General features: G+C 36.1%; 19 protein-coding genes. 8 read left to right on the forward strand and 11 right to left on the reverse strand.

The window, feature by feature from the left end; translation table 11 throughout:
- The first annotated feature begins 75 nt into the window (after positions 1-75).
- Genes ACRD62_RS13975 through ACRD62_RS13990 form a run of 4 tightly spaced genes read left to right on the forward strand, consistent with a single transcriptional unit; the run spans position 76 to position 4138 of the window.
- On the forward strand, positions 76-804 hold the full coding sequence (locus ACRD62_RS13975) for a cell division protein FtsQ/DivIB (RefSeq protein ID WP_430820726.1): 729 nt from the start codon (positions 76-78) through the stop codon (positions 802-804).
- 4 nt (positions 805-808) lie between these two features.
- Positions 809-2146 carry a cell division protein FtsA gene (ftsA, locus tag ACRD62_RS13980; protein ID WP_430820727.1) on the forward strand — a complete coding sequence of 446 codons (1338 nt, stop codon included), beginning with the start codon at positions 809-811 and terminating at the stop codon, positions 2144-2146.
- A gap of 21 nt (positions 2147-2167) precedes the next feature.
- Positions 2168-3676: a cell division protein FtsZ gene (gene ftsZ, locus ACRD62_RS13985; RefSeq protein WP_430820728.1), complete on the forward strand. Its 1509-nt coding sequence runs from the start codon at positions 2168-2170 to the stop codon at positions 3674-3676.
- A gap of 12 nt (positions 3677-3688) precedes the next feature.
- The gene (locus ACRD62_RS13990; RefSeq protein WP_430820729.1) at positions 3689-4138 is read left to right on the forward strand and encodes a GatB/YqeY domain-containing protein; all 450 of its coding nucleotides are present in this window, start codon (positions 3689-3691) and stop codon (positions 4136-4138) included.
- Positions 4139-4303: 165 nt separating this feature from the next.
- Here ACRD62_RS13990 and ACRD62_RS13995 read toward each other — a convergent pair whose 3' ends face one another.
- From ACRD62_RS13995 to ACRD62_RS14020, 6 genes are all read right to left on the reverse strand, one after another.
- Entirely contained in the window at positions 4304-6364 is a 2061-nt protein-coding gene (locus ACRD62_RS13995; protein ID WP_430820730.1) for a peptidylprolyl isomerase, read from the reverse strand.
- A gap of 111 nt (positions 6365-6475) precedes the next feature.
- Positions 6476-7741 (reverse strand): hemolysin family protein, encoded by a 1266-nt coding sequence (locus ACRD62_RS14000; RefSeq protein WP_430820731.1) that lies wholly within the window; start codon positions 7739-7741, stop codon positions 6476-6478.
- A 39-nt stretch (positions 7742-7780) separates the two neighbouring features.
- On the reverse strand, positions 7781-8374 hold the full coding sequence (lptC, locus tag ACRD62_RS14005) for an LPS export ABC transporter periplasmic protein LptC (RefSeq protein WP_430820732.1): 594 nt from the start codon (positions 8372-8374) through the stop codon (positions 7781-7783).
- Between the two features lie 4 nt (positions 8375-8378).
- Entirely contained in the window at positions 8379-9734 is a 1356-nt protein-coding gene (locus tag ACRD62_RS14010) for a tetratricopeptide repeat protein (RefSeq protein WP_430820733.1), read from the reverse strand.
- A gap of 21 nt (positions 9735-9755) precedes the next feature.
- A complete protein-coding gene (gene bamG / locus ACRD62_RS14015) occupies positions 9756-11078 on the reverse strand; it encodes a BamG family beta-barrel-assembly machinery protein (protein WP_430820734.1) in 1323 nt (440 codons plus the stop codon).
- Positions 11035-11769 carry a type III pantothenate kinase gene (locus tag ACRD62_RS14020; protein WP_430820735.1) on the reverse strand — a complete coding sequence of 245 codons (735 nt, stop codon included), beginning with the start codon at positions 11767-11769 and terminating at the stop codon, positions 11035-11037. Before ACRD62_RS14020 ends, bamG begins: the two co-directional genes overlap by 44 nt.
- 100 nt (positions 11770-11869) lie before the next feature.
- Between ACRD62_RS14020 and ACRD62_RS14025 the strand changes: the two genes are divergently transcribed.
- Positions 11870-12907, forward strand: coding sequence for a response regulator (locus ACRD62_RS14025; protein WP_430820736.1), 1038 nt, complete (start codon positions 11870-11872; stop codon positions 12905-12907).
- Here ACRD62_RS14025 and mfd read toward each other — a convergent pair whose 3' ends face one another.
- Both mfd and fbp read right to left on the reverse strand, forming a co-directional pair.
- Entirely contained in the window at positions 12908-16282 is a 3375-nt protein-coding gene (gene mfd, locus ACRD62_RS14030; RefSeq protein WP_430820737.1) for a transcription-repair coupling factor, read from the reverse strand. It lies immediately after the preceding gene.
- A gap of 117 nt (positions 16283-16399) precedes the next feature.
- Positions 16400-17464 carry a class 1 fructose-bisphosphatase gene (gene fbp / locus ACRD62_RS14035; RefSeq protein ID WP_430820738.1) on the reverse strand — a complete coding sequence of 355 codons (1065 nt, stop codon included), beginning with the start codon at positions 17462-17464 and terminating at the stop codon, positions 16400-16402.
- Positions 17465-17640: 176 nt separating this feature from the next.
- Here fbp and ACRD62_RS14040 point away from each other — a divergent pair, with 176 nt between their 5' ends.
- Positions 17641-18903 (forward strand): aspartate kinase, encoded by a 1263-nt coding sequence (locus ACRD62_RS14040; protein WP_430820739.1) that lies wholly within the window; start codon positions 17641-17643, stop codon positions 18901-18903.
- A 41-nt stretch (positions 18904-18944) separates the two neighbouring features.
- On the opposite strand, the gene ACRD62_RS14045 is transcribed toward ACRD62_RS14040, so the two are convergent.
- Positions 18945-20087: a hypothetical protein gene (locus ACRD62_RS14045; protein WP_430820740.1), complete on the reverse strand. Its 1143-nt coding sequence runs from the start codon at positions 20085-20087 to the stop codon at positions 18945-18947.
- 86 nt (positions 20088-20173) lie between these two features.
- Between ACRD62_RS14045 and ACRD62_RS14050 the strand changes: the two genes are divergently transcribed.
- Positions 20174-20755 (forward strand): HupE/UreJ family protein, encoded by a 582-nt coding sequence (locus ACRD62_RS14050; protein WP_430820741.1) that lies wholly within the window; start codon positions 20174-20176, stop codon positions 20753-20755.
- 4 nt (positions 20756-20759) lie between these two features.
- On the forward strand, positions 20760-21278 hold the full coding sequence (locus tag ACRD62_RS14055) for a DUF6702 family protein (protein ID WP_430820742.1): 519 nt from the start codon (positions 20760-20762) through the stop codon (positions 21276-21278).
- A 12-nt stretch (positions 21279-21290) separates the two neighbouring features.
- Here ACRD62_RS14055 and ACRD62_RS14060 read toward each other — a convergent pair whose 3' ends face one another.
- Both ACRD62_RS14060 and ACRD62_RS14065 read right to left on the reverse strand, forming a co-directional pair.
- A complete protein-coding gene (locus ACRD62_RS14060) occupies positions 21291-21779 on the reverse strand; it encodes a hypothetical protein (RefSeq protein ID WP_430820743.1) in 489 nt (162 codons plus the stop codon).
- A 104-nt stretch (positions 21780-21883) separates the two neighbouring features.
- Positions 21884-22705: a tetratricopeptide repeat protein gene (locus ACRD62_RS14065; RefSeq protein WP_430820744.1), complete on the reverse strand. Its 822-nt coding sequence runs from the start codon at positions 22703-22705 to the stop codon at positions 21884-21886.
- Between the last annotated feature and the right edge of the window lie 27 nt (positions 22706-22732).

Genomic DNA, 22732 nt, shown 5'->3' on the forward strand with positions numbered 1-22732 from the left:
AACTATTGAAATATTTCCGGTAGTTGAAAGGCTGAAAAAGCTATATTTAAACGGTATAATGGGTGTTTTGAGAACATGAAGAAGTGGAAAAACATAGTTTTAATTGTGGTAGTGGTAATTTACTTCCCTATCATCTTCTCCTTTGTGTCGGTTGGTAAGAGTCAATTGGTTTGTGGTGAGATTGTTCCGGCGATCTGCGACAGTGTTGAAAACCGTTTTATCAACAGTGAAGAAATAACAGATATTGCTCTGGAAAAATATCCGGGCATACTGGGAAGAAAAATTAGTGATGTGAACTGTGAGGATATGGAAGTCTTTTTCAGGAAACATCCGGCAATTGAAAGTTGCGAAGTGTATTTTACCTATGGTGGTGCACTTCATATTGATATTTCGCAACGCGAACCTATGTTGCGTATTTTTGAAGGTAATTCATCTTACTACCTGGATACTAAAGGTAATAAGATGCCATTATTTAAAAATCATACGGCACACACTTTGGTTGCGAATGGTCACTTGAATAAACTTGATTCGAGAGATGATTTGATTATGATATCTCAGGCTATTATCAACGATTCGTTTTTAAAAGCCCAGATCGAACAGGTTTATGTAAATGATAAAGGTGAATTTATTTTGGTTCCCAGGGTGGGTGATCACCTGATTGATTTTGGAGGAATTGATCGGATGGAAAATAAATTTCGTAACCTGAAAGCATTGTATAAATCGGGATGGGATTCCCGTGAATGGAATTTGTATAAAAGAGTCAACTTAAAGTATAAAGGACAAGTCGTTTGCACAAAAGCATAGTTGTATGAATCAAGAACCTAACATAATTGCCGCCATCGATATTGGTACAACTAAAATTGTTGCCATTGTAGGGCGAAAGACAGAAGAAGGAAAACTTCGATTGTTGGGCATGGAACAGGTGCCTTCAATTGGAGTGAAGCGTGGGGTTGTTTTAAATATTGATGAAACAGTATCGTCAATAAAACAGGTAATTGCCAAAATTGAACAAAAATTAAATATCACACTAACCGAAGTGTTTGTGGGTATTGCTGGACAGCACATCAAAAGTATGAGAAATCGTGCCTATCGCTTTATCGAAAATGGCTTCGAGATTAATCAGAAAGATGTTGACCAACTGTTTGATGATAATTACAAAATACCGGTTGAGGCTGGTGAGAAAATCATGCATGTTATACCACAGGATTACATTGTGGATAACGAAACCGGAGTGAAAAATCCGGTGGGTATGTCCGGACGTCGATTGGAAGGAAATTTCCACATTGTGTTAGGACGTATTGCTTCAGTTAAAAATATTGAGAAATGTATTCACAGAGTGGCCTTACAACTTAACGACTTGATTCTTGAGCCACTTGCATCTTCAAAAAGTGTTTTAACTGAAGAAGAAAAAGAAGCGGGTGTTGTATTGGTTGATATTGGCGGTGGTACAACTGATGTTGCTGTTTTTTACGATGGAATAATACGTCATACCGCAGTTATACCTTTTGGGGGTAATGTGGTGACGTCCGATATAAAAGAAGGTTGTTCGGTTTTGTATAAACAAGCTGAATCTTTAAAAGTCCAATTTGGATCTGCTGTAGGAGATATGGCCCGTGAGGACATGGTGGTAACCATTCCGGGAGTTGCAGGTTGGGAACCAAAAGAGATTTCATTCAAAAGTCTTTCTTACATTATTCAGGCTAGAATGGAAGAAATTATCGATTACGTTTTGTTCCAGATCGAGAGCTCAGGATGTTACGATAAATTAGGTGCCGGTATTGTTTTAACAGGTGGTGGTTCTCTTTTGAAAGATCTGCCTCAGTTAATTAAATTTAGAACCGGATTAGATGTTCGTATGGGATTACCTGATCGTTTTATTGAAGGTAATTTACCTGAAATGGCGCATCTTCCTAATTACTCTACAAGTATTGGGTTGGTTTTAAGTGCAATGGAACGACCAAAGCGTAAAATTATTGAACCTGAGTTATTTGGTGAAGTAGAACCTCAGAAGCAGGATATCAATAATAAGTCTGTGAAACGCGAAAAACCTAAGAAGGAGAAAAGTAGTTATATGACCGGAAACCTGTTTAGTGGGTTGACTAAAAAGATTGAGACCATCTTTGATGAGAAAGATGTTGAAATGTAGTGGTGATTAAAACGGACGGAAATGAGTGAAGATTTGATGAATTTTGATATGCCTCAGAATAATTCTTCGATTATCAAAGTGATCGGGGTAGGAGGAGGCGGAAGCAACGCCGTCAACTACATGTACAGTCTGGGCATAAAAGATGTTAGTTTTGTGGTGTGTAACACCGATGCACAGGCATTAGAGAATAGTCCTGTTCCTGTTAAAATTCAGTTAGGTGAATCATTAACCGAAGGAAGAGGTGCAGGTAACCGTCCCGACAGAGGGCGTGAAGCAGCCATTGAGAACCTCGAAGATGTTGTACGGGTATTGGAAAACAATACCAAAATGGTGTTTGTAACTGCTGGTATGGGTGGAGGCACCGGTACAGGAGCTGCTCCTATTATAGCAAAAAAAGCTAAGGAGATGGGCATCTTAACAGTTGGTATTGTAACCATTCCTTTCCGCTTTGAAGGTAAACTGAGAATCAATCAGGCACTTGATGGTATTGCCGAGATGGAGAAGAACGTCGATTCGTTGCTTATTATCAACAATGAGCGTTTGCGTGAGATGTTTGGTGATCTGAAACTGTCCAATGCTTTCTCCAGAGCTGATGATGTTTTATCTACAGCAGCAAAAGGTATCGCAGAGATCATTACGGTTCATGGCTATATAAACGTCGACTTTGCTGATGTTGAAACAGTGATGAAAGATAGTGGTGTGGCTATTATGGGATCGGCCTATGCCGAGGGAGCTACTCGTGCCATTGATGCAATTCAGGCCTCATTGGAGTCTCCATTGCTGAATAATAATGATATTAAAGGAGCTAAAAATATACTTCTGAATATAACCTCGGGAAGTGATGAGGTGACCATGGATGAAGTGGGTGAAATAACCGACTATGTGCAAGAGGTTGTTGGTGACAGTGCTTCGATTATTTGGGGTACAGGTAACGATGAATCTTTAGCAGGTCAGGTTTGTGTAACCATTATTGCGACTGGTTTTGTTTCCGGTCAGTTAATAGAGCATCAGGAGAAAAAGAAACAGGATGCCGTAACCCGTTTTTCACTTGACGAGAATGGAGAGGTTACAGATGCTGTTATAGAAGACGAAGAAAGTGCTTTTGATCTCTCAGATGAGGAAGAAGGAGTTGGCAGAGTTGTAGATTTCGAAAAGATCGAAAAACAAAAACAACAGCGAATAGATAAGTATTATAAACCAATTGTTCCTCAAAATACCAATAAGGTGCCTGAAGTTGAGAAGTTTCAACTGGACGATAATCTATTTGATACCGGTTATGGTATGGAGCAAAGTGCTGCAACATATGGCCATCGTCGTGTTCAACTAACGCAGGAGGAGATGGAAGATGAAAGAATGATAGAGCAATTGGAAAATATCCCGGCTTATAAACGTAAACAGATGGCTTTGGGTAAAACCAAACCGGAAGTAAGTCCACAGTCGCAGGTAAGTCGTTTTTCTTTATCTGATGATTCAAAGAATGGACCACGCATTAGCAGGGATAATCCATACTTACATGATAATGTTGATTAAAGCAAAAATACAATGAGTTTAGAAGTAACACTTAATAATGATATTAAAGAAGCCATGAAGGCTAAGGATCGTATCCGTTTAGAGGCTTTACGTGGTATTAAAAAAGAAGTTCTTGAAGCAAAAACAGCCAAGGATGGAAGTGGTGAATTAACAGATACGGATATTGTAAAAATTATACAGAAAATGGTGAAGCAGCGTAAGGATGCTGCAGCTCTTTTCTCAGAACAAAACAGAGCAGATTTAGCTGAAAAGGAATTGGCCGAAGTAGAGGCAATTTCGGGCTATTTGCCAGCTCAAATGAGTAAAGATGAGTTAGTAGTTGCTGTTAAGGCTATCATTGAACAAACAGGTGCAACATCAATGAAAGAGATGGGTAAGGTGATGGGAGTAGCATCGAAAGAACTGGCAGGTAAAGCTGATGGTAAAGATATTTCTGCTGTTGTTAAAGAACTTTTAGGATAGTACGATTAGATTAAAATATAGGTAACCGGATTCGAAAGATTCCGGTTTTTTTGTGCCCAGTTATTTCTTTTAATTTTTGGAACTGCAATCGTATGCACGATGACAATAGTATCAAAAAAAAGCAGAACATGAAGTTCTGCTTTTTGTATATAACATAGATAAATTCTAGTAGAATTTAATTCTTTCGTCTACAATATTGGCTTTGTCCTTAATAGTCTGATATGCCTGGTAAACTTTGTAAGCATTGTTTTGCTTCATTTGAGCTTTAGCCGCTTCAACATCAGTTTCATCCATGGTAACATTAGTAACTTTAACAACAAATACTCCGTTGTTACCTGCAACAGGTGCACTGACTTCACCTTGTTTTGCTGTTGTTGCCAATGCAACTAGGGCTGGTTCAACACCTGCACCAGGCACCTGGTATGAAGCAAATGTAATATCGTTTGCCGATTGAACTTCTTCGTTAATTGCAGAAGCCAAAGCATTCAGGTCATTACCTTTTTTATTGTTGTTGATTTCAGCAATCAATTGTTCTGCTTTTTTCTCATTACGTAACTGGCGCTCTATTGCAGATTTTACAGAAGCTAAAGATTGGTATCCTTCTTCGTTGATTCCGGTTAGGTATGCGATTACATATTCATCACCAAACTCAAAAATCTCTGACATGTCTTTAAGATCAGCTTTGAATGCCCAACGCACCATTTCTCTTGAATTCTCAAGATTAGAAACTTTGCGATCTGCCTGACGGATGTTACGTCCGTATCTTTTAATCAGGTTTTCGCTTTGAATACTCTCATTAAACTGATCGTAAGTTTTGTTTTGAGAGGCAAATTTAGCAGCCTGCGCATAAACCTGTTGATTAGTTTTAGAGCTGTATGTAATCTGACGATCAAGTGTTGCAATGTTATATTTTGTAACAGGAGTTCCTTTATCCTGGATGTTGATAATGTGAATGCCAAATTGAGTCTGAACTTTCACAATATCGCCTTTTTTACCATTGAAACAAGCATCGTTAAATTCTTTTACCATGGTTCCTTCGTTGAACCATCCAAGGTCGCCACCATTAATAGCGGATCCAGGATCCTGAGAATTAGAACGAGCGATATCAGCAAAATTAGCTCCACCTTTAACAAGATTAAACAGGCTATCAGCAACAGCTGGATCTTTTAATAAGATGTGACGTGCTTTTACTGAGTCAGGCATTTCCTTAATATCAACCAAACGAGTTAATTTGTAGGTTTCGCCTTCCAGATAAGGTCCGTAAACTTCACCAACCTTAGCACCACTAACAAAATCCTGTAGTTGTATACTCAGTTGTTCTTTTTTCCAGTTACGATCAGCGTACTCAGTTTCTGAGTTCATTTTAACATACTGAATTGGGTCAGTATCAGGATTTGCAAACTCAGCTCTTGATTTAGTAATCCAATCAAGAGTTGCTTCTTTATCTTCAGCCGAAGGTTTTACTTCAAAAGAAACATATTCAACTTCGCGAGTAGCATCTTGTTTGTAGTTTTCAATGTTTTTGTTGTAATAATCTTTGATTTCACTTTCAGAAATAACGATAGTTGAATCTGAAATAGAACGGTAACGTTTTACAACAAAATCGAAATCAACAACTGCTTTCTTGGCTTCAGCTTCAGCTTGAGCTTCGGCGGTTGTGATAAACATTCCTTTGTTTAGTAATTCACTATATTTTTTCATTAAACGCTCTTTCTTGATTTGTTTCTCAAGAAACATCCAGTAGAAACGAGCATTTGAATCATTGTTTTTCTGACTAAGGAAATTGATTACTTGTTGCTTGTCAAAAATTCCTGTTTGAGGATTGGTAAACATTTGACGAATCTGAGGGTGTACATTTTTACCTGTAGCCATCTCAAAAATTTCATCAGATGTCACTTCTATTCCAAGCTCATCATACTTCTCATTCATAATTACATCCTGAACCAGTTGATTCCATGCAGTTTCTCTTAATTCATAAGAAGTATTCTCATCCATTCCGGCCGAACGGGAATTGAGTTTATAGTAATCTTCTAATTCAGTTAAATAAGCCTGATATTCAGGTAATGATACAGTAGTTCCGTTTATTTCAGCAATTTCCATCTGACTGCTTCTAAACATAGAACCCCCTGAGTTCATTAAGTCTCCCAACAAAAAGGCAGCCATACCGACACCGATCACAACGATCACTAAACCGGCTTTGCTCCTAATTTTTTCTAATGTTGCCATTCTTTATTACTTATAATTATTGTCTTTTTTCAAAATAGGTTACGAATATACAAAAAACATAGTATTATGCATTCTGACGATGATTCTTTATATGAATAAAGTTTCAATAAATTACTGAGAGGAAATAGAAACCTTCACCAATTCGATGCGTGCATTGGTCGCCTGCAGAATCTGGAAGGTAAAACTACCAATGTTAATTACATCATTCACCTCTGGTATTGATTTATTATGAGTCAGAATTAATCCTGCTATTGTTTCGTAATCGTCAGATAGGGGCAGGTTTATTTTGTATTTTTCGATCAGGTAATCAATTTCTAGTCGAGCAGAGAAAATGTATTCAGTCTCACTTAGTTTTTGTTCTACATGTTCCGAAACATCATGCTCATCGTTAATCTCTCCAAATATTTCCTCCAGAATGTCTTCCAAAGTTACAACGCCTGCTGTACCACCAAATTCGTCAACTACGAGGGCAATACTTTTATGCTCTTTAGTAAATAGTTCCAGAACTTTATTAGCTGTCATAGTTTCCGGAACAATGGAGATCGGACTCACACAGTTTCGAAGTTTTTTAGGATTCTTAAACAGTGATGATACATGTACGTATCCAATGATATTATCGATACTATCTTTAAAAACCAATATTTTTGAAAGGCCTGTTTCAATAAATTTTTGTCTCAATGGCTCAATCTCTTCTTGTACTTCTATGGCCTGAAGGTCTGTCCGGGGTACCGTACAATCTCTGATTTTAAGTTTTGAAAAATCAAGGGCGTTTTTCAATAATTTGATTTCATGAGAGGCATCGTCTGTTTTATCTATTTTGTCGTGATGTTCGGTTAACAGGTTATCGAGGTCTACTCTTCCCAACATCCATTTGGCTCGGGGTTGGATGTTTTTTGAGCGCAGAATTACCTTTATCACAACGTTTGAAAGCCACATGGTAAAGCGGCTGATTGGATAAAGTATAGTGTAAAAAAACAGCAAAGGCAAAGCAAAAACATTCAATAGCATTGTGGGATGTATCCTAAAAAGTGTTTTTGGAAGAAACTCAGCTGTTATTAAAATTATTAATGTTGAAAAAGAGGTTTGCAGCAGTAATATGCCACTGTCTGAATCGGTGATATGCAATTTTATAAATGGCTCTAATATATCTGCCATTTGTAAGCCATATATAACCAAGGCTACATTGTTGCCCACTAATATGGTAGAAAGGAACACCTCCGGATTCTGAACAAACCGATCAATGATTCGCGCAGGAAAAGGATATTTTTTTTTATTGAGTTCCAGCAATAGTTTGTTAGAACTGAAAAAGGCCATTTCACAACCTGAAAAGAAGGCTGAGAAAATTAAGGTTAATAAAATGATCGTGTAAGTGTTCATTTATGCAATGCGACTATTCAGTATGAAAGATAGGAAAAATTAATTGGAACCATCATCTTCGAATTCCATTTCACCTGATATATCTCTGATTTCCCATTGATCCATATTCTGATCAGCGTCAAATCCTGTACCCATCCAAATTCCACTTTCGCTGGTAATTTTCACGAATTTATCTGAGTAGATAATTTCTTTTTTAGTATCCCAAAACAATTGTTCTGTATTCAGAATCTCATTTTTTTCACTTACTGCCTCAACATCGTTATTTAGTTCCCACAGTTCGTCTTTTTCGTAGTAGATGGCATGGCGGGCTTTGATTTGTCCTTTTACACTTCCATCAGTGTTATAGGTAATCACATTTAATCCTTGTGGAAATTCAATTCTTGCTTCATCTTTTGAATAAGTAAAGTGTTTCATTTCAGGTGTAATAACACGCCTTTGTACTCTTCCGGAATCGGTAAAAACACTCTCTAAATCACGAAATACAAGGGAAGGTATTTCTTCCCTGTTGCTAATAGCTTGAATTTCTTCGGGTTTATTGGTTGAGCATGAGCTCGATAAAACATAAACAGCAAGCAGTAATATACTGCTTGCTGAATATATAATGTGTTTAGTATTTTTAAAATAAGGTATCAAGTGCTTATTTTTTAGCTCTAACTGTTGTTTGAACGTTAATCCAGTCTCCCAATTTGTATGCTTCTCCTTCTTTTAAGTTACGGAAGAAGATTTCTTCTGTACCAGGGAAATATTGAGAATAAGTAACAATCAAATCATTTGCTTCGCTTGCTGATTCCGGATCAACAGATTTAGCTTTTGCGAATTGATCAACTGCAGCCCAATAAGCTGTTTTGTGTTCAAATTCATCAGCTCCAAAGTTATTTGCTCCAGCGGCATAAGCTTTACCGATCATGATGTAAGGTTTACCCCAATCTGGACGTAAAGCAATAGCTTTATATGCTTCTGCACGCACAGCAGCATATTGTTTTTGCGACAAATAGATTATTGAAAGGTAGTTATGATATTTAGCTTTTGTGTTGATATCTTCTTCCAATTCAACAGCTTCTTTGCCATATTGTATCGCTTTGTCAAGATCGTTTGTTTTCAAATACATCTGCATTAAACCAAATGCTGAAGATGAAGATGGTTCAATGTTATGCAAATGCTCTGATGACTTGTAAAACAAATCAGACTCGGTACAATCACCTCTCGCCAACAATCGGTTTACTCTTTTTAACCAGTCTAAATCCTGAGTATGATCTGGTAATTGAGGTTCAAAGATACTAGCTAAAGTTCCACAGTCGGCAGCTCCACTTTGAGCAAAAAGGCCTTCAACTTGATTCTTAAGCTCAATAAGCTTGTCAGTATATTTCGAATCAGCATCAATTTGTTTCTGGAAAATGTTTGAAACTTCAATATAAGTATCAACTAAATCTTCAGCTGTAGTGGCGTTTAATTTAAAAGTAGCAACTGTACTCATCATATATGACATCAATACAGCAGGTTGAGCGCTTGCTTTACGTTCAGATACAGTTTGTTTTAATAGAGCCTGAGCTTCTTTTACCACTTCAGGATCATCTTTCTTATACTGTAGCATCGAAACAGCTTTTTTACCATTGATGTATGAAGCAGGATACCTCTTGTGATCACCAAAATATTTAATTCTTTGGTCGTAGACCTTCATCAATAATTGATAAAGCTCTTCCTGTTTAGTAGCATCTTTTTCTTTTTTCATCATGGCTTGAATCATGTTCTCGCCATCAGAATAAATGCGGCTGGTTGACAATGGGCATTCATTAAATGCAATTTGCCAATATGGAAATGCTTCTTTTAAGTTTTTTTGCTTATAGTATTCAGCATAAAGCGAAAGGTTTTCTAAGCATCTTACGCTATCCTCTCCATGTCCATATTTGGACCCATCTTCAACTCCCTTTTGTGCAAATGCAGCAGTGCTTAAAAGCAAGGCTGTAATTAGTAATGTAGTAATTTTCATTGGCATGGTATTGCGGTTTATCTTTTATTAATCAAATTTACGTTTAACAAACCAGAACTCGTGAAGAGTAAGGTTCATTGTTAATTTAGCATAGTTCTCTTTTACAAGATTATAATCTGTTGTTCCTCGTTGTCCCCATTCAAAAGCTAAATTGAATGACGTTTTTGTTCTTTTCAATGGTAAACCTACACCAAAACTTATGCCAAAGTCAGTTAGTTGGTGTTCGTTTAAAATTAAATAGTCTTTCTTATAGTATGTTCCAAAACGGTATCGCAGACGTGATAAGTAGGATGTAGCGCGCTCATTAGGAATAATTTCACCTCCAAATGCCCACTTCTGCATATCGGATGTTTCTGTTATTTCATCCGGAAATTTGGCTTCACTCCACTTTTCAAGTGTATATTCTGCCGTTAATGTTACTGCATCTTTTAAGTTATAGGCAACACCAAATCCAATTTTTTCTGGCATCTCAAATGCAGTTCTTTTTAATTCATCTTGTACGAATTGCAGCGTGTCAATCGTATTAACCATTGAACCATCTGAATTCAAACTGGTACCCTGACCTACTAATTTCGTCATATTTGCATTTATACCAGTTTTCGGTCTGTAGATACCACCAATAACAAGTTCCTGTTTTTGGTTGATATTGATTTTGTATTGCAGACCAAAGTCAAAATAAATATCATTTATACGTAAAGCTTCTTCAGAGCCCAAATAAGAGGCAAATGGGTCATTCTGAAATTGAGCAATATTTGAATTTTTTATTTTACCAAAAAGATAAACAGAATGCACACCTATAGAAAAATCTTTAAAAGGCCTTAATGCTAAACCAGCATAGGTTTTAGTAGTATTGCCATTACCCATGGCTGACGAAAGGGTATAGTCGCCTGAGTTTTCGGTATTGGTGTTTTCTTCATAAAAGTCGTACCCAACTGCCGATGCTGGTTGAAGCCCAAAAGACATGAATCCCCATTTTGCTATAGGAAAACCTATTGCGAAATAGTCGAAATGCATGTCAGAAAAATTAGAACTTGCATCAGTCGATTTTAAAGATTGACTGTAATTCATCAAACCTCCTTCGAAATAAAACGACATAGAATCCAAGCCGCTATATGATGCTGGATTTATATTGTTAAGGTTAAACGAATTTTGAAGTGCAATACCGGTTCTACCCATAGCTGCATTACGTCCGAAACCACCATCTTGCAATTCGCCAATACCATATCTTGAATAAGGCGAGTAAGTTCGTTTTTGAGCCGTAGCTGAAAACGTCAGTAATGCAATGATTATTAGGGTTAAACCACTTTTATATGTGTTGTGCATTATATTCCAGAATTCTATTAAGTCCAATAAGTACTAAATTAGGAGCTACAAAGATGGGATTTTTTACTTTTCTAGCAAAAAATTCTGCATCTCCCCCTGTAATAATAGATGTAAGGTGAGGGTAATTGCCTCTAAAGTGATCAATTAGCCCTTCAATTTCTAAAGAAATACTATTCTGAACTCCTGCTTCGATGGCTTCCTGAGTAGATGTTCCAATAAAAGGTGCATCAGCATTTGATTTTAATAATGGCAATCGGCTGGTAAAAGTATTTAATGCTTTAAAACGCATTTGCATGCCTGGCGAAATGTTACCACCTAAAAAAGTTCCGGTATGGTCAATTACTTCATAGGTTAGAGCTGTTCCAGCATCAAAAACCAATATATCTTTTTGAGGATATAGCTCAATGGCGCCTGCCACTGCTGCCAGACGGTCTTTGCCGATTGTTTCTTTTGATTTGTAATTCCATGAGAATGGAAGAAGTGTCAGATGCGATAGCTCCAAAAAGAAGTTGGTCTCTTCTTGAATGTTTTTTGCTAAAATATCGTTTCTTTCTTCAACAACAGATGATAATATAGCATTTGAGATATCAAATTCTTTTACCAGTTTTTTAATGTCATTTTTATCAAGAAAATTGGTTGAATCAGTAGCAACTAACTTGCACTGGTCAAAAATACCATATTTAAGATGGGTATTTCCTCTATCAATAACTAAATTCACGCTAAATTATCTTAAATTAATTGTTTAAGGTTGATAGAACGATACAAAGATACGAATATTATTTCTGCTAAAAACCGGAACTAACTGAGAGAAGATTTTTATGAGAAAAGTAGTTGTTGTTGAAGACGATAAGTTTATTGCAGCCATTTTTACGATGTTTCTGCGTGAACTTGGACATGAATTGGTTGGACGTTGTTCAACCGGTGCTGAGGCAATTGATCTCTGTCATCGCCTTCGACCCGATGTGGTGTTGATGGATATTCATCTTGATGGTGAGTTAGATGGTATTCAAACATCGGAACAATTGCGTCGAGAACTTGATATTCCGGTAATTTATGTTTCTTCTGATACCAGTAGCCAGGTAATTAAAAGAGCTATAGTGTCTAATTCGTATGGTTATTTGGTGAAACCTGTTAATAAAAAGGAATTAGGGATTAGTATTGATCTGGCATTTTATAAGCATCGTGTTGATCAGGAACAGCGTGAAAGAGAGCGGGGATACCGCCAATTTATAAGTGATGCACCCATGCCATTAATGATTTTACAGGATGGCAGAATACAATATTTGAATCATTTAGCACTTGATTTATTTAAAACTCATTATATGGAAGATGTAATTACACTTCCTTATCTGAATTTTGTGGAGCCGGAATACAAAGAAATGGTGGACAAACTTCTGAAAGAGTTTAAAGATAAAGGGCAAGGATTTCAGAATCAATTATTGGCAATGCAGGATGTGCACGGGCAGGTATTCTATGCAAAGATATCAGGATCACCCATTGTTTTTAATAAGAAGAAGTCGTTGCAGGTGACAATGGTTGAAGCATCTGATATGGAGTACAGCAACAAGACATCTCTTGCTTATAAAACCATGATTGATTCATTTGGTCTTCCTTATTTTATCACAAATGCTGATCTTGAAATTAAGGAAATTAGCAACAGCTCTCTTTTTGACGGCTTAGAGTTAAATGGTAAGAATATTGAAGACTTATCAGATTATTTTCAAAAGATCTCAGAAGAATCAGTTTTATCATACAAATTGATTGCCGATGATAAAGTACCAACCTTATTTAAAAGCCATATCATCAAAGATGCTTCCGGTAAAGTGATGGAAATATTCTTCTATCCAGGTAAATAATTAAGATGAATGGTACATTTGATTAATTATTTCTCTTGCTTCTTCAATCGAGTTAATGTCTTTCATCATCAGGTATAGCTTACTCTTTCCTTCTTTCATTGTGGCTTTTCTGGGGTTGTTCTGTAGCCATAATAAGATTTTACTAAATACCTGTGATTGGAAAAAGATAGATTCCTGATTGGATACAAAATACAGGTAAAGCAGGTTGTTTTTCAACATGATTTTTTCAATACCCAGTTTTTTGGCGATCCTTCTGATACGAACAATCTCAAATAAACCTTGACCAGATTCAGGAATAGGACCAAAGCGGTCAATGAGATTGTTTTCAAAAGCCTTCAGTTCTTCTTCCTCTTCAATGTTATCTAAATCGCGGTACAACTGCATTCGCTCTGCAATATTTTCAATGTACGATTCAGGCAGTCGTAATTCGCTATCAGTTTCAACAATACAGTCTTTTACAAATTCTGCATTCTCAAGATCTTTCTCTTGTTCTTCTTTGTATAAATCCTGATATTCTGTTTCTTTCAGTTCTAATAAAGCTTCATTTAAAATCCGCTGATAAGTTTCGTAACCAATATCAGAAATAAAACCACTTTGCTCACCACCTAACAGGTCACCTGCGCCTCGTATATCCAAATCCTGCATGGCAATATTAAAGCCACTTCCCAGGTCAGAAAATTCTTCGATAATTTTTAATCTTCGACGAGCTTCCTGGGTTAAAGTAGAGAGAGGTGGTGCCATCAAATAACAAAAGGCCTTCTTGTTTGATCGTCCAACACGTCCACGCAGCTGATGCAGTTCGCTTAATCCAAAATTATTGGCATTGTTAATAATAATGGTGTTCGCATTAGGTATGTCCAGACCTGATTCAATGATGGTTGTTGCAATTAGAACATCATATTCACCTGATATAAAGTCAAGCATAATTTTTTCTAATGTTGGTCCGTCCATCTGACCATGAGCTACAACAGTTTTAATATCGGGCAGAATACGTCGTACCATATCCTGTATCTCCATAATGTTCTGAACCCTGTTGTGTATAAAGAAAACCTGTCCGCCACGTTCTACTTCATACAGGATGGCTTCTTTGATTATTTCTTCGTTTAAAACATGTAACTCAGTAATAATTGGATGTCGGTTGGGAGGTGCTGTGTTTAAAATAGACAAATCGCGTGCACCCATCAACGAAAATTGCAGGGTTCGCGGTATAGGTGTTGCAGTAAGTGTCAGTGTATCTACGTTTACTTTTAACTGTTTAAGTTTTTCTTTTACTGATACACCAAATCGCTGTTCTTCATCAATAATAAGTAGACCCAGATCTTTAAACTCAACATCTTTTCCAATTAAACGATGCGTTCCAATTAAGATATCAAGTTTTCCTTCTTTGAGATTTTTAATGGCTTCCCTAATATCTTTAGGTTTTCGAAGTCGACTGATGTAATCAACTGAAACAGGAAAATCTTTCAATCGATCTTTAAAGGTCTGAAAATGCTGCAGGGCCAAAATGGTGGTGGGCACTAATACCGCAACCTGTTTATTGTCTGTAACAGCTTTAAAGGCTGCGCGAATAGCTAATTCTGTTTTTCCAAAACCAACATCACCACAAACCAAACGATCCATTGGAGTCGATGATTGCATATCATCTTTAATTGCAAGGGTTGATTTATATTGGTCGGGAGTGTCCTCATAAAGGAACGAAGCTTCTAATTCGGTTTGTAAATAAGTATCCGGCGCAAAAGCAAACCCGGGATTGGCTTTTCGTTTGGCATACAAAGCAATTAGTTCACGGGCAATATCTTTAACCTTCGATTTGGTTTTATCTTTCAGCTTTTGCCAGGCAGGTGTTCCCAGTTTGTTGATTTTGGGTGGTGTGCCGTCTTTGCCTTTGAATTTACTAATGCGATGAAGCGAATGGATATTAACTAATAATACATCATTGTCGCGGTATATCAATCGAATGGCTTCCTGTGGTCTTCCATTTACCTCTGTAGTGACCAAGCCTCCAAATCGTCCAACTCCATGATCGATATGAACAACGTAATCACCCGGATTCAGGCGATTCAGTTCTTTTAATGAAATGGCTTGCTGCGCAGCTTTAGCCTTTTCAGTTCGTAATGAGAATTTATGGTAACGTTCAAAAATCTGATGATCAGTATAAAAAGCAAGAAAAGCATCATTATCAATAAACCCTTCATGCAAACTGTGATCAATTTCGGTGTATTTGACATTTATACCTCTGTCCTGGAAAATGGCCTTCAAACGTTCGAATTGCTTTGGATTATCGGATAGAATGTGATTTTCGAAGCTGTTGCTTTTCTTTTCCTGTAAATCCTTTTCTAGCAGATCAAAGTTCTTATGAAATACCGGTTGCGGAGATAAATCGAAATCGATTATAGAACTGCTGTTTAAAGAGTTTTTGCTCCCAAATACCAAAACGGTTTTATTATTCAGTCCAGTTTTAAAATCTGAATAGGTGCAAACCTGATTTGAAAGCAGGTACTGATGAGTGTCCTCTTCATCATCTTCTGTTTCAATTTCTGGAATGTCTTTTAATTTTGTTTCAATATCATTCAAGCGATCCTGAATGAATTGGGGATCGGCCATCCATATTTTAGTATTAGATGGCAAATATTCCGAAACAGCACAAAGCGATTGATTATCCTGATTCTCGGTTAGGTTAGGAACAATAATTACTTTTTCAATCTTCTCTTTTGATAATTGATTTTCGAGGTTGAACTTTCGGATGCTGTCGACTTCATCTCCAAAGAAATCAATCCGGTATGGGTCTTCATCAGAGAAAGAATAGACATCAATAATACTACCGCGAACTGAATATTGTCCTGGCTCAAATACAAAATCAACCCGTTGAAAATGATATTCGGCTAATACTTCAGTTATGAAGGAGATATCAAGGTGATCTCCTTTTTTTATCACCAACCGATTATTATCCAACTCTTCTGCCGAGATTACTTTTTCTATCAAAGCCTCGGGATAAGTTAAAACAAAGAGTGAACTATTCTCAGAGTGAAGATGACTTAATGCCTCGGTGCGCAACAGAACATTCTGACTGTCTTTTTGGCCATATTCTGGTGATCGTTTAAACGAAGAGGGTAAAAATGATACATGTTTTTGAGAGCTTAGCTGAACGAGATCGTTATAAATATATGCCGCTTCTTCGCGATCATTCATTACTATCAGATGTGGTCCCTCTTTTAAAAGGCTGGCCATTAAAACTGATTTGGCACTTCCTACAAGGCCATTCAGGTATATTGATCTAGTATTACTTTCAAAAAATGATTTGACCTGAATGATTCGTTCGTCGTTCTGATAGAATGATAGTATACGGCTTAGCTCCACTTCTAAAAATTTTTGCAAAGGTAAGGGAAATAATTTATTCAATGATAAAGCGCAGAGCAAGCTAAATGTTCGATCGGGGTCATAAAAAATGGCTAACCGAAAGGGAAGCCATTATAACATCTATTGTTTTTTGTGTTAATTGTTTTGAACTGATTGTTGAGCTGCTTTAAAACGTTTTGAGTTTTTATGTGCAAAATCATTCAGGTAATCTTCAATCATGTCAACCATATCTTTCGAGCCTGTATAGAAGGGTGTGCGTTGATGTAATGATTTGGGTTGAATTTCCATTATACGTTTTTCACCATTGGAGGCTTTACCTCCGGCTTGTTCTGCCAGAAAAGCTATTGGGTTACACTCGTAAAGCAAACGAAGTTTGCCCAATGGAGCGGATTCTGTTTCGGGATAAATAAAAATGCCTCCTTTTAAAAGGTTACGATGGAAATCAGCTACCAATGATCCAATATATCTTGAAGTATATGGGCGACTGGTTGATTCGTCCCGTTCCTGGCAATATTTTATATATTTCTTAACTCCTTTGGGGAATTTCTTGTAGTTGCCTTCGTTGATGGAATAAATACGACCCGTTTCCGGAGTAGTTATTCTGCGGTGTGAAAGACAGAATTCACCAATGGAAGGATCCAGAGTAAAACCATTTACACCATTGCCTGTAGTGTAAACCAGCATGGTGGAACTGCCATATAAAATATATCCGGCTGCAAGCTGAGCTGTTCCTGGCTGTAGAAAATCTTCCATACTTGCTTTTTCGCCAATGGGGGTAACCCTTTTATAAATTGAGAATATTGTGCCGATTGAAACATTTACATCAATATTAGAGGAGCCGTCAAGTGGATCCATCAGGAAAACATATCTTCCATTTCTGCCTTTTTCATCATCAAAAAAGATAAAACTCTCATTTTCTTCTGAAGCAATGGCACAAACTTCACCACAACCTCTGATTGCATCAATAAAGTGTTCGTTGGCAAAAATATCCAGTTTCTTCTGATCTTCGCCCTGCACATTGGTATTTCCTGCTTCACCCAGAATGTCAACCAGCCCAGCTTTATTTACTTCTCGATTAACAATTCGGGCAGCTGTACTAACATGATGAAGCAGGTGTGAGAAGCCTCCACGCGAATGAGGAAAAGACATTTGTTTGTTGAGGATATACTCGCTCAACGTTGTGACTTCGAATTTTGTCATAGTATTTGGTTTTAAATTGTAACGGGTGTTCAGGTATTGTAATTAACAAGGTTTGCTATCGAAAGTTTTTTCAATTGATTAAAGTCAGTTGTGAATTGATAGTAGTAGATTTTTTTTGGATAAATATGAAATTATTGAACCTTTCGTTTAATTTTACTTACCTATTCGAGTAGTTTATGAAAGTATTTAAGTTTGGCGGCGCATCTGTTAAAGATGCCGATGGTGTCAGAAATCTGGCCAGTATTGTTAATCGATATAACGACCCGTTAGTAGTGGTCATATCGGCAATGGGAAAAATGACCAATGCCTTTGAAGAATTGGTACAGGCTTATTTCGAAGGAAATGGAATTGAAGAGCATTACAATAAGATAAAGGATTATCATCAGAAAATTGTTGCCGATTTATTTGATGAGTCAGAAAATGATTTGCTGGATGAATGGCTTGAAATCATACACTTAAAACTCGAAACTGAACCCTCGCTTAATTTTGATTATGAATATGATCAGATTGTGCCATTCGGTGAGTTGATGAGTACTTTTATTGTTAGTGCCTACTTAAATAAAATTGGTTGGGAGAATAATTGGATAGATATACGGAAGATTTTAAGAACGGATGACTTGTATAGAAGTGCTGGTGTTAACTGGGAATTGACCTCGAGGTTAATGAAGGAAGTATTTAGTTTTGATGGAGATAAAAGATATATAACGCAGGGTTTTATTGGATCAACTGATACGAATCTTACCACAACACTGGGGCGGGAGGGATCAGATTATACAGGAGCCATTATTTCATATGCTTTGGATGCTGAAAGTTTATCTATTTGGAAGGATGTGCCCGGGGTACTGAATGCTGACCCGCGATGGTATCCAAAAGCTCAGATGCTGGATGAACTATCATACTGGGAAGCCATTGAATTAACTTATTATGGTGCGCAGGTAATTCATCCAAAAACCATAAAACCACTGCAGAACAAACAAATTCCATTATTGGTAAAGTCTTTTATTCATCCTGATAATGCTGGAACGGCTATCAAGGCAACTGAGCAAAACCTGCAATTACCGCCAATTTATGTGTTAAAGCGCAACCAGACATTACTAAGTATCTCACCTAAGGATTTTTCGTTTATATTGGAAGAAAATCTGAGTGAAATTTTTGAAGTTATCAGCAGGCACAGGATTAAGATTAACCTGATGCAAAGTTCTGCACTAAATTTTTCTGTTTGTGTAGATCATCATAAAAATATTGATGCTGTAATAGAAGAATTAAGTAACCATTATGGAGTGTTATATAATACAAATATGGAGTTGGTTACCATACGTCATTACACACAAGAAGCAATTGATGAGGTAATGGAAAACAAGGAAGTTGTTGACTCTCAGGTTAGCCGAAAAACAGCTCGTTATGTGATGAAAGGATCAGAGTGGAGTTTTAATGAATAGTACCATTTGTTTTCTTTATCGGATATTATTTTTATTGAATGTTATTTTGCTAATTTATACTTACCCGTTGAGTATAACTTTAGTTTTTTATATGGAATAACCGACCACGGAGCAGATTCTTCTGATTTGATAATTACTGGTGATTTACATTCAAAATAAATTCCTTTGGGAGTAAGATACCAGTCAGGAAATTGCCATAGTTTGACATTGTTATAACTAAAGGCTGTATTATCATTCGGATTCATTTTTTCAGGATATAGCTCATTAAGTAAATCCAGTATTTTAGGGCCATAAATTTTATATCTGTATTGAAACCATTGGTATTCTCCCGGACTGTATGATGGTTGTGGAAGTTCCCCAAACCAGTAGAGTTCTTCAAATTGCACTGCCTCAGCATTGGCCATTTTCAGGGTACGGTACATCTTTTTTTCTGGTTCCTGTATTCCATAACATGATGAATTGATAATGATGCTGTAACTCAGTAATTCATTATCTATATAATGAATACTAAAAGAAGTTGAATATTTACCCTGTTTACCCAGGTTAACACAGCTATAAGTCATGTTAATTGCATCCAATTGTTCGGCTTCGAGCCAGGTATTGATAGAATCAACCTGCATACGTCCTTTTTTATTTGATTTGACTCTGAACCATGTTATATCACTTTCGGGTTCCTTGAGATAATCGATAAAAATATTTTTACCTATTTTTTCTGTTTTGATGGTTTCAAATTGTATTGCTCTTGTTTTATATGCCAGGTAGGGAGTGACGCGGTACTTTTTAATAGCTTTAACGCATGGATGATTGAGTTCATCAACCAATAAAGGTTTTAATTTAAAATCAGACTGTTTGCCATTTTTATCTATCCATTTGCCGTCCCATTTATCCAATTCGATTTCGTGAAGAAAGAGAGAGTCTGTTATTACTTTTTGTCTTTTCTCATCATCAAAATAAGATGCAGTCAGAATAAATTTTCCTCCTTTAAGAATCTTTCCTTCCAGCGTTTGATCAAAAAGGTTGTCTTCAGTTATGTATCTGGCCATACAAACATCACCGTATTCATCCAGTTGAATAACAATTTCCTTATCGTATAATCTTCCTTTAAGGTAATAAGTCTCTTCGCGATGTGCATAAAGATTCAGACAACCAAAGAAAAATATGATCAAGAGTAGATGAAATTTCATATATATTCAGGTTTTGGAACAATATTCCAGTTTTGCTTACTATATTAATGCTAATTTGCCGCAACTTATTAAAATAACCTCAAAAAATGGATCAATTTCTATTTTATTTAAAACAAGGAATAGACCATATTACCGATCTGCAAGGTCTGGATCATATGGTTTTTATAATAACTCTTTGTGCGGTCTATCAGTTGAATCGCTGGAAACAAATTCTGATTCTCATCACTGCATTTACTATTGGACATACAGTTACACTTGCATTGGCAGGGTTGGATATAATAAGTGTGAATCAAAAACTGGTTGAGACTTTGATTCCGGTTACTATATTATTGACCAGTATATTTAATCTTGCCCAAAAGTCAACACCTGATAAGAAAATACAACTCAATTATTTTCTGGCTTTAACATTTGGTTTGATTCATGGTATGGGATTCTCTAATTTTTTTCGTTCAATGATGATGGGGATATCTGATGAGTCAATTGTCTTTCCATTGTTTTCGTTTAATCTGGGTATTGAAGTAGGTCAAATTATAATTGTTGGTGTTTTTCTGTTAGTTAATTTAATAATGACACGCTTGTTCGCCATTAAACATCGTGACTGGAATCTGGTTGTTTCTGGTGCAGGAGGAGGGATCGCACTGACAATGATTATAAAAGCTATGATTTAATAAAATGAAATTCAGATTAAAAAACTTGCTGCTGGCCACTTTATTTACATTTATCTGTTTTTCAGTAAGTGCACATCCAATTAAGATGACAACGGGTAAACTGGAGATTGATTCTGAAACTATGTCGTGTAAATTGACAATAAATTTTTTTGCGGATGATTTTGAATCTGCTTTACAGTCTGAATTTCCTCAACCTTCGTTTAACTATGATAATCCTCAACCCGAAATGATTGAAACAATTAAGAATTATGTGTCGGGTGAGTTTTTGCTATCTGTTGATGATGTAGAAGTTAAATTAGAAATGTTAAAAGTAAAGATGATCGAAGAAAATGTTTGTCAGGTTACTTTTAGCGGTGATTTGAAAACAGTGAGACTGTTTGAAACGGTAACTATAAAAAACACATTACTTTTTGATGCTTTTAATAAACAGTCGAATATTTTACATCTGATTTTTAATGGAGATAAAATTACTATTCTTCAGTTTTATCCTGCAGTTCCTGTTCGAAAGGAGAGGTTGCAGTAATTAATGTCTTTATTAACCACCTTTCAGTTTCAATTCATTGATATGCTTGTTTGCTTTTATCCAGGGAGCTGAAATCATGGATGTGTCAATTGGTTCAACATATCTAATAAAGAACGTTAATTTAGTTACTTCAACAATTCGCCTGTTATAACCAAAAGATCCTAAATCAAGCATCTGAAATTCAATGCTTTTATTTTTAAGTTGTTCATGCTCATACAGTATAGTCTGAGTTTTCCAAACATCGGTGTAATTAGTTGTGGCTAATACAATTTCACTGATAATTATTGCACCAGTAGCTATAAACGTACTTTTGTTTTTTAAATTTTTGAAATGGAATAGGTTTACTAAATTTTTGACAACGAAATAAATCAACAGTATTAAACTAAACCTTATAATAAGTTCATTAGTAATCTCCAACGGTTTAATAAAAACAGATAGGATCCATAAGATTCCTAGCAGAATGGATAAAACAATAATTGTGGTATTTATTATTCGTTTCATTACATCCTTTTTATTTTGATGATTGCAATGAATTTATTTAATGTATTCTATTATAACATGAGTTTTACGAATATAGTCGGATTTACATTTTTTATTGTTATAAATCAGCGACATTGATCAAGTAAATTATATACTAAACTACTTTGCATTCCTAGTTTTATAGCTTTTTTAAATTCTTTTTCAGCTTTTTTTCTATTTCCCATTTTCAGATAGATTTCTCCTCGGGTAACGTATGCATTAGCGTAGGTTTTTTTAAGGCTTATAGCTTTATTTACATCTGTTATGGCCTTCTCATATTCTCCTTTTCGCATATAAAAGTCTGCCCTGTTATTAAATGGAATAGCCTCATAAGGAACCCGTGCAATTATTTCATCCATATCACTGATAGCTTCATCCAGTAGGCCCTGTTCAACTTTTATAATGGCTAGATTCGTTGCTGCCGGGAAAAATTTTGGATTAAGTTTTAGTGCTGATTGATAATCATTGACTGCGGCAATTGTATCTCCCATCACTGTTTTAGTATGTGCTCGTTCTGAATATGCATTAACATCTTTAGCGTCAATAGATATGATTAAATTATAGTCTTCGATGGCACCATTGTAATCATTAAGCTGCCTTAATAAAGAGGCTCTGTTCTTTAATATTCCAACGTCTTTTGGGGCTAATAATAAAGCTTGGTTATATGATTCCAATGCTTCTTTCTTTAAACCATAACGTCTTTGCGCCGTTCCCAGATTTGATAATATAAGATGTCTTTTAGGATGTTTTGTGTCGATTAAAGAAAGAGCCGAGTTATAATTTTCGATCGCACATTTATAATTTTCTTCGCTAAAGCATTCGTTACCGCTATTTACAAAGTCTCGATATTCCTGTGCTGAGACATTAAGAAAACTCACAAATAAGATGAATAACAATAAATTTCTCATGTTGAACATTTAAAAGAATATGGATAA

The organism is Carboxylicivirga caseinilyticus, assembly GCF_050589785.1.
In the GTDB taxonomy this organism is placed as follows: domain Bacteria; phylum Bacteroidota; class Bacteroidia; order Bacteroidales; family Marinilabiliaceae; genus Carboxylicivirga; species Carboxylicivirga caseinilyticus.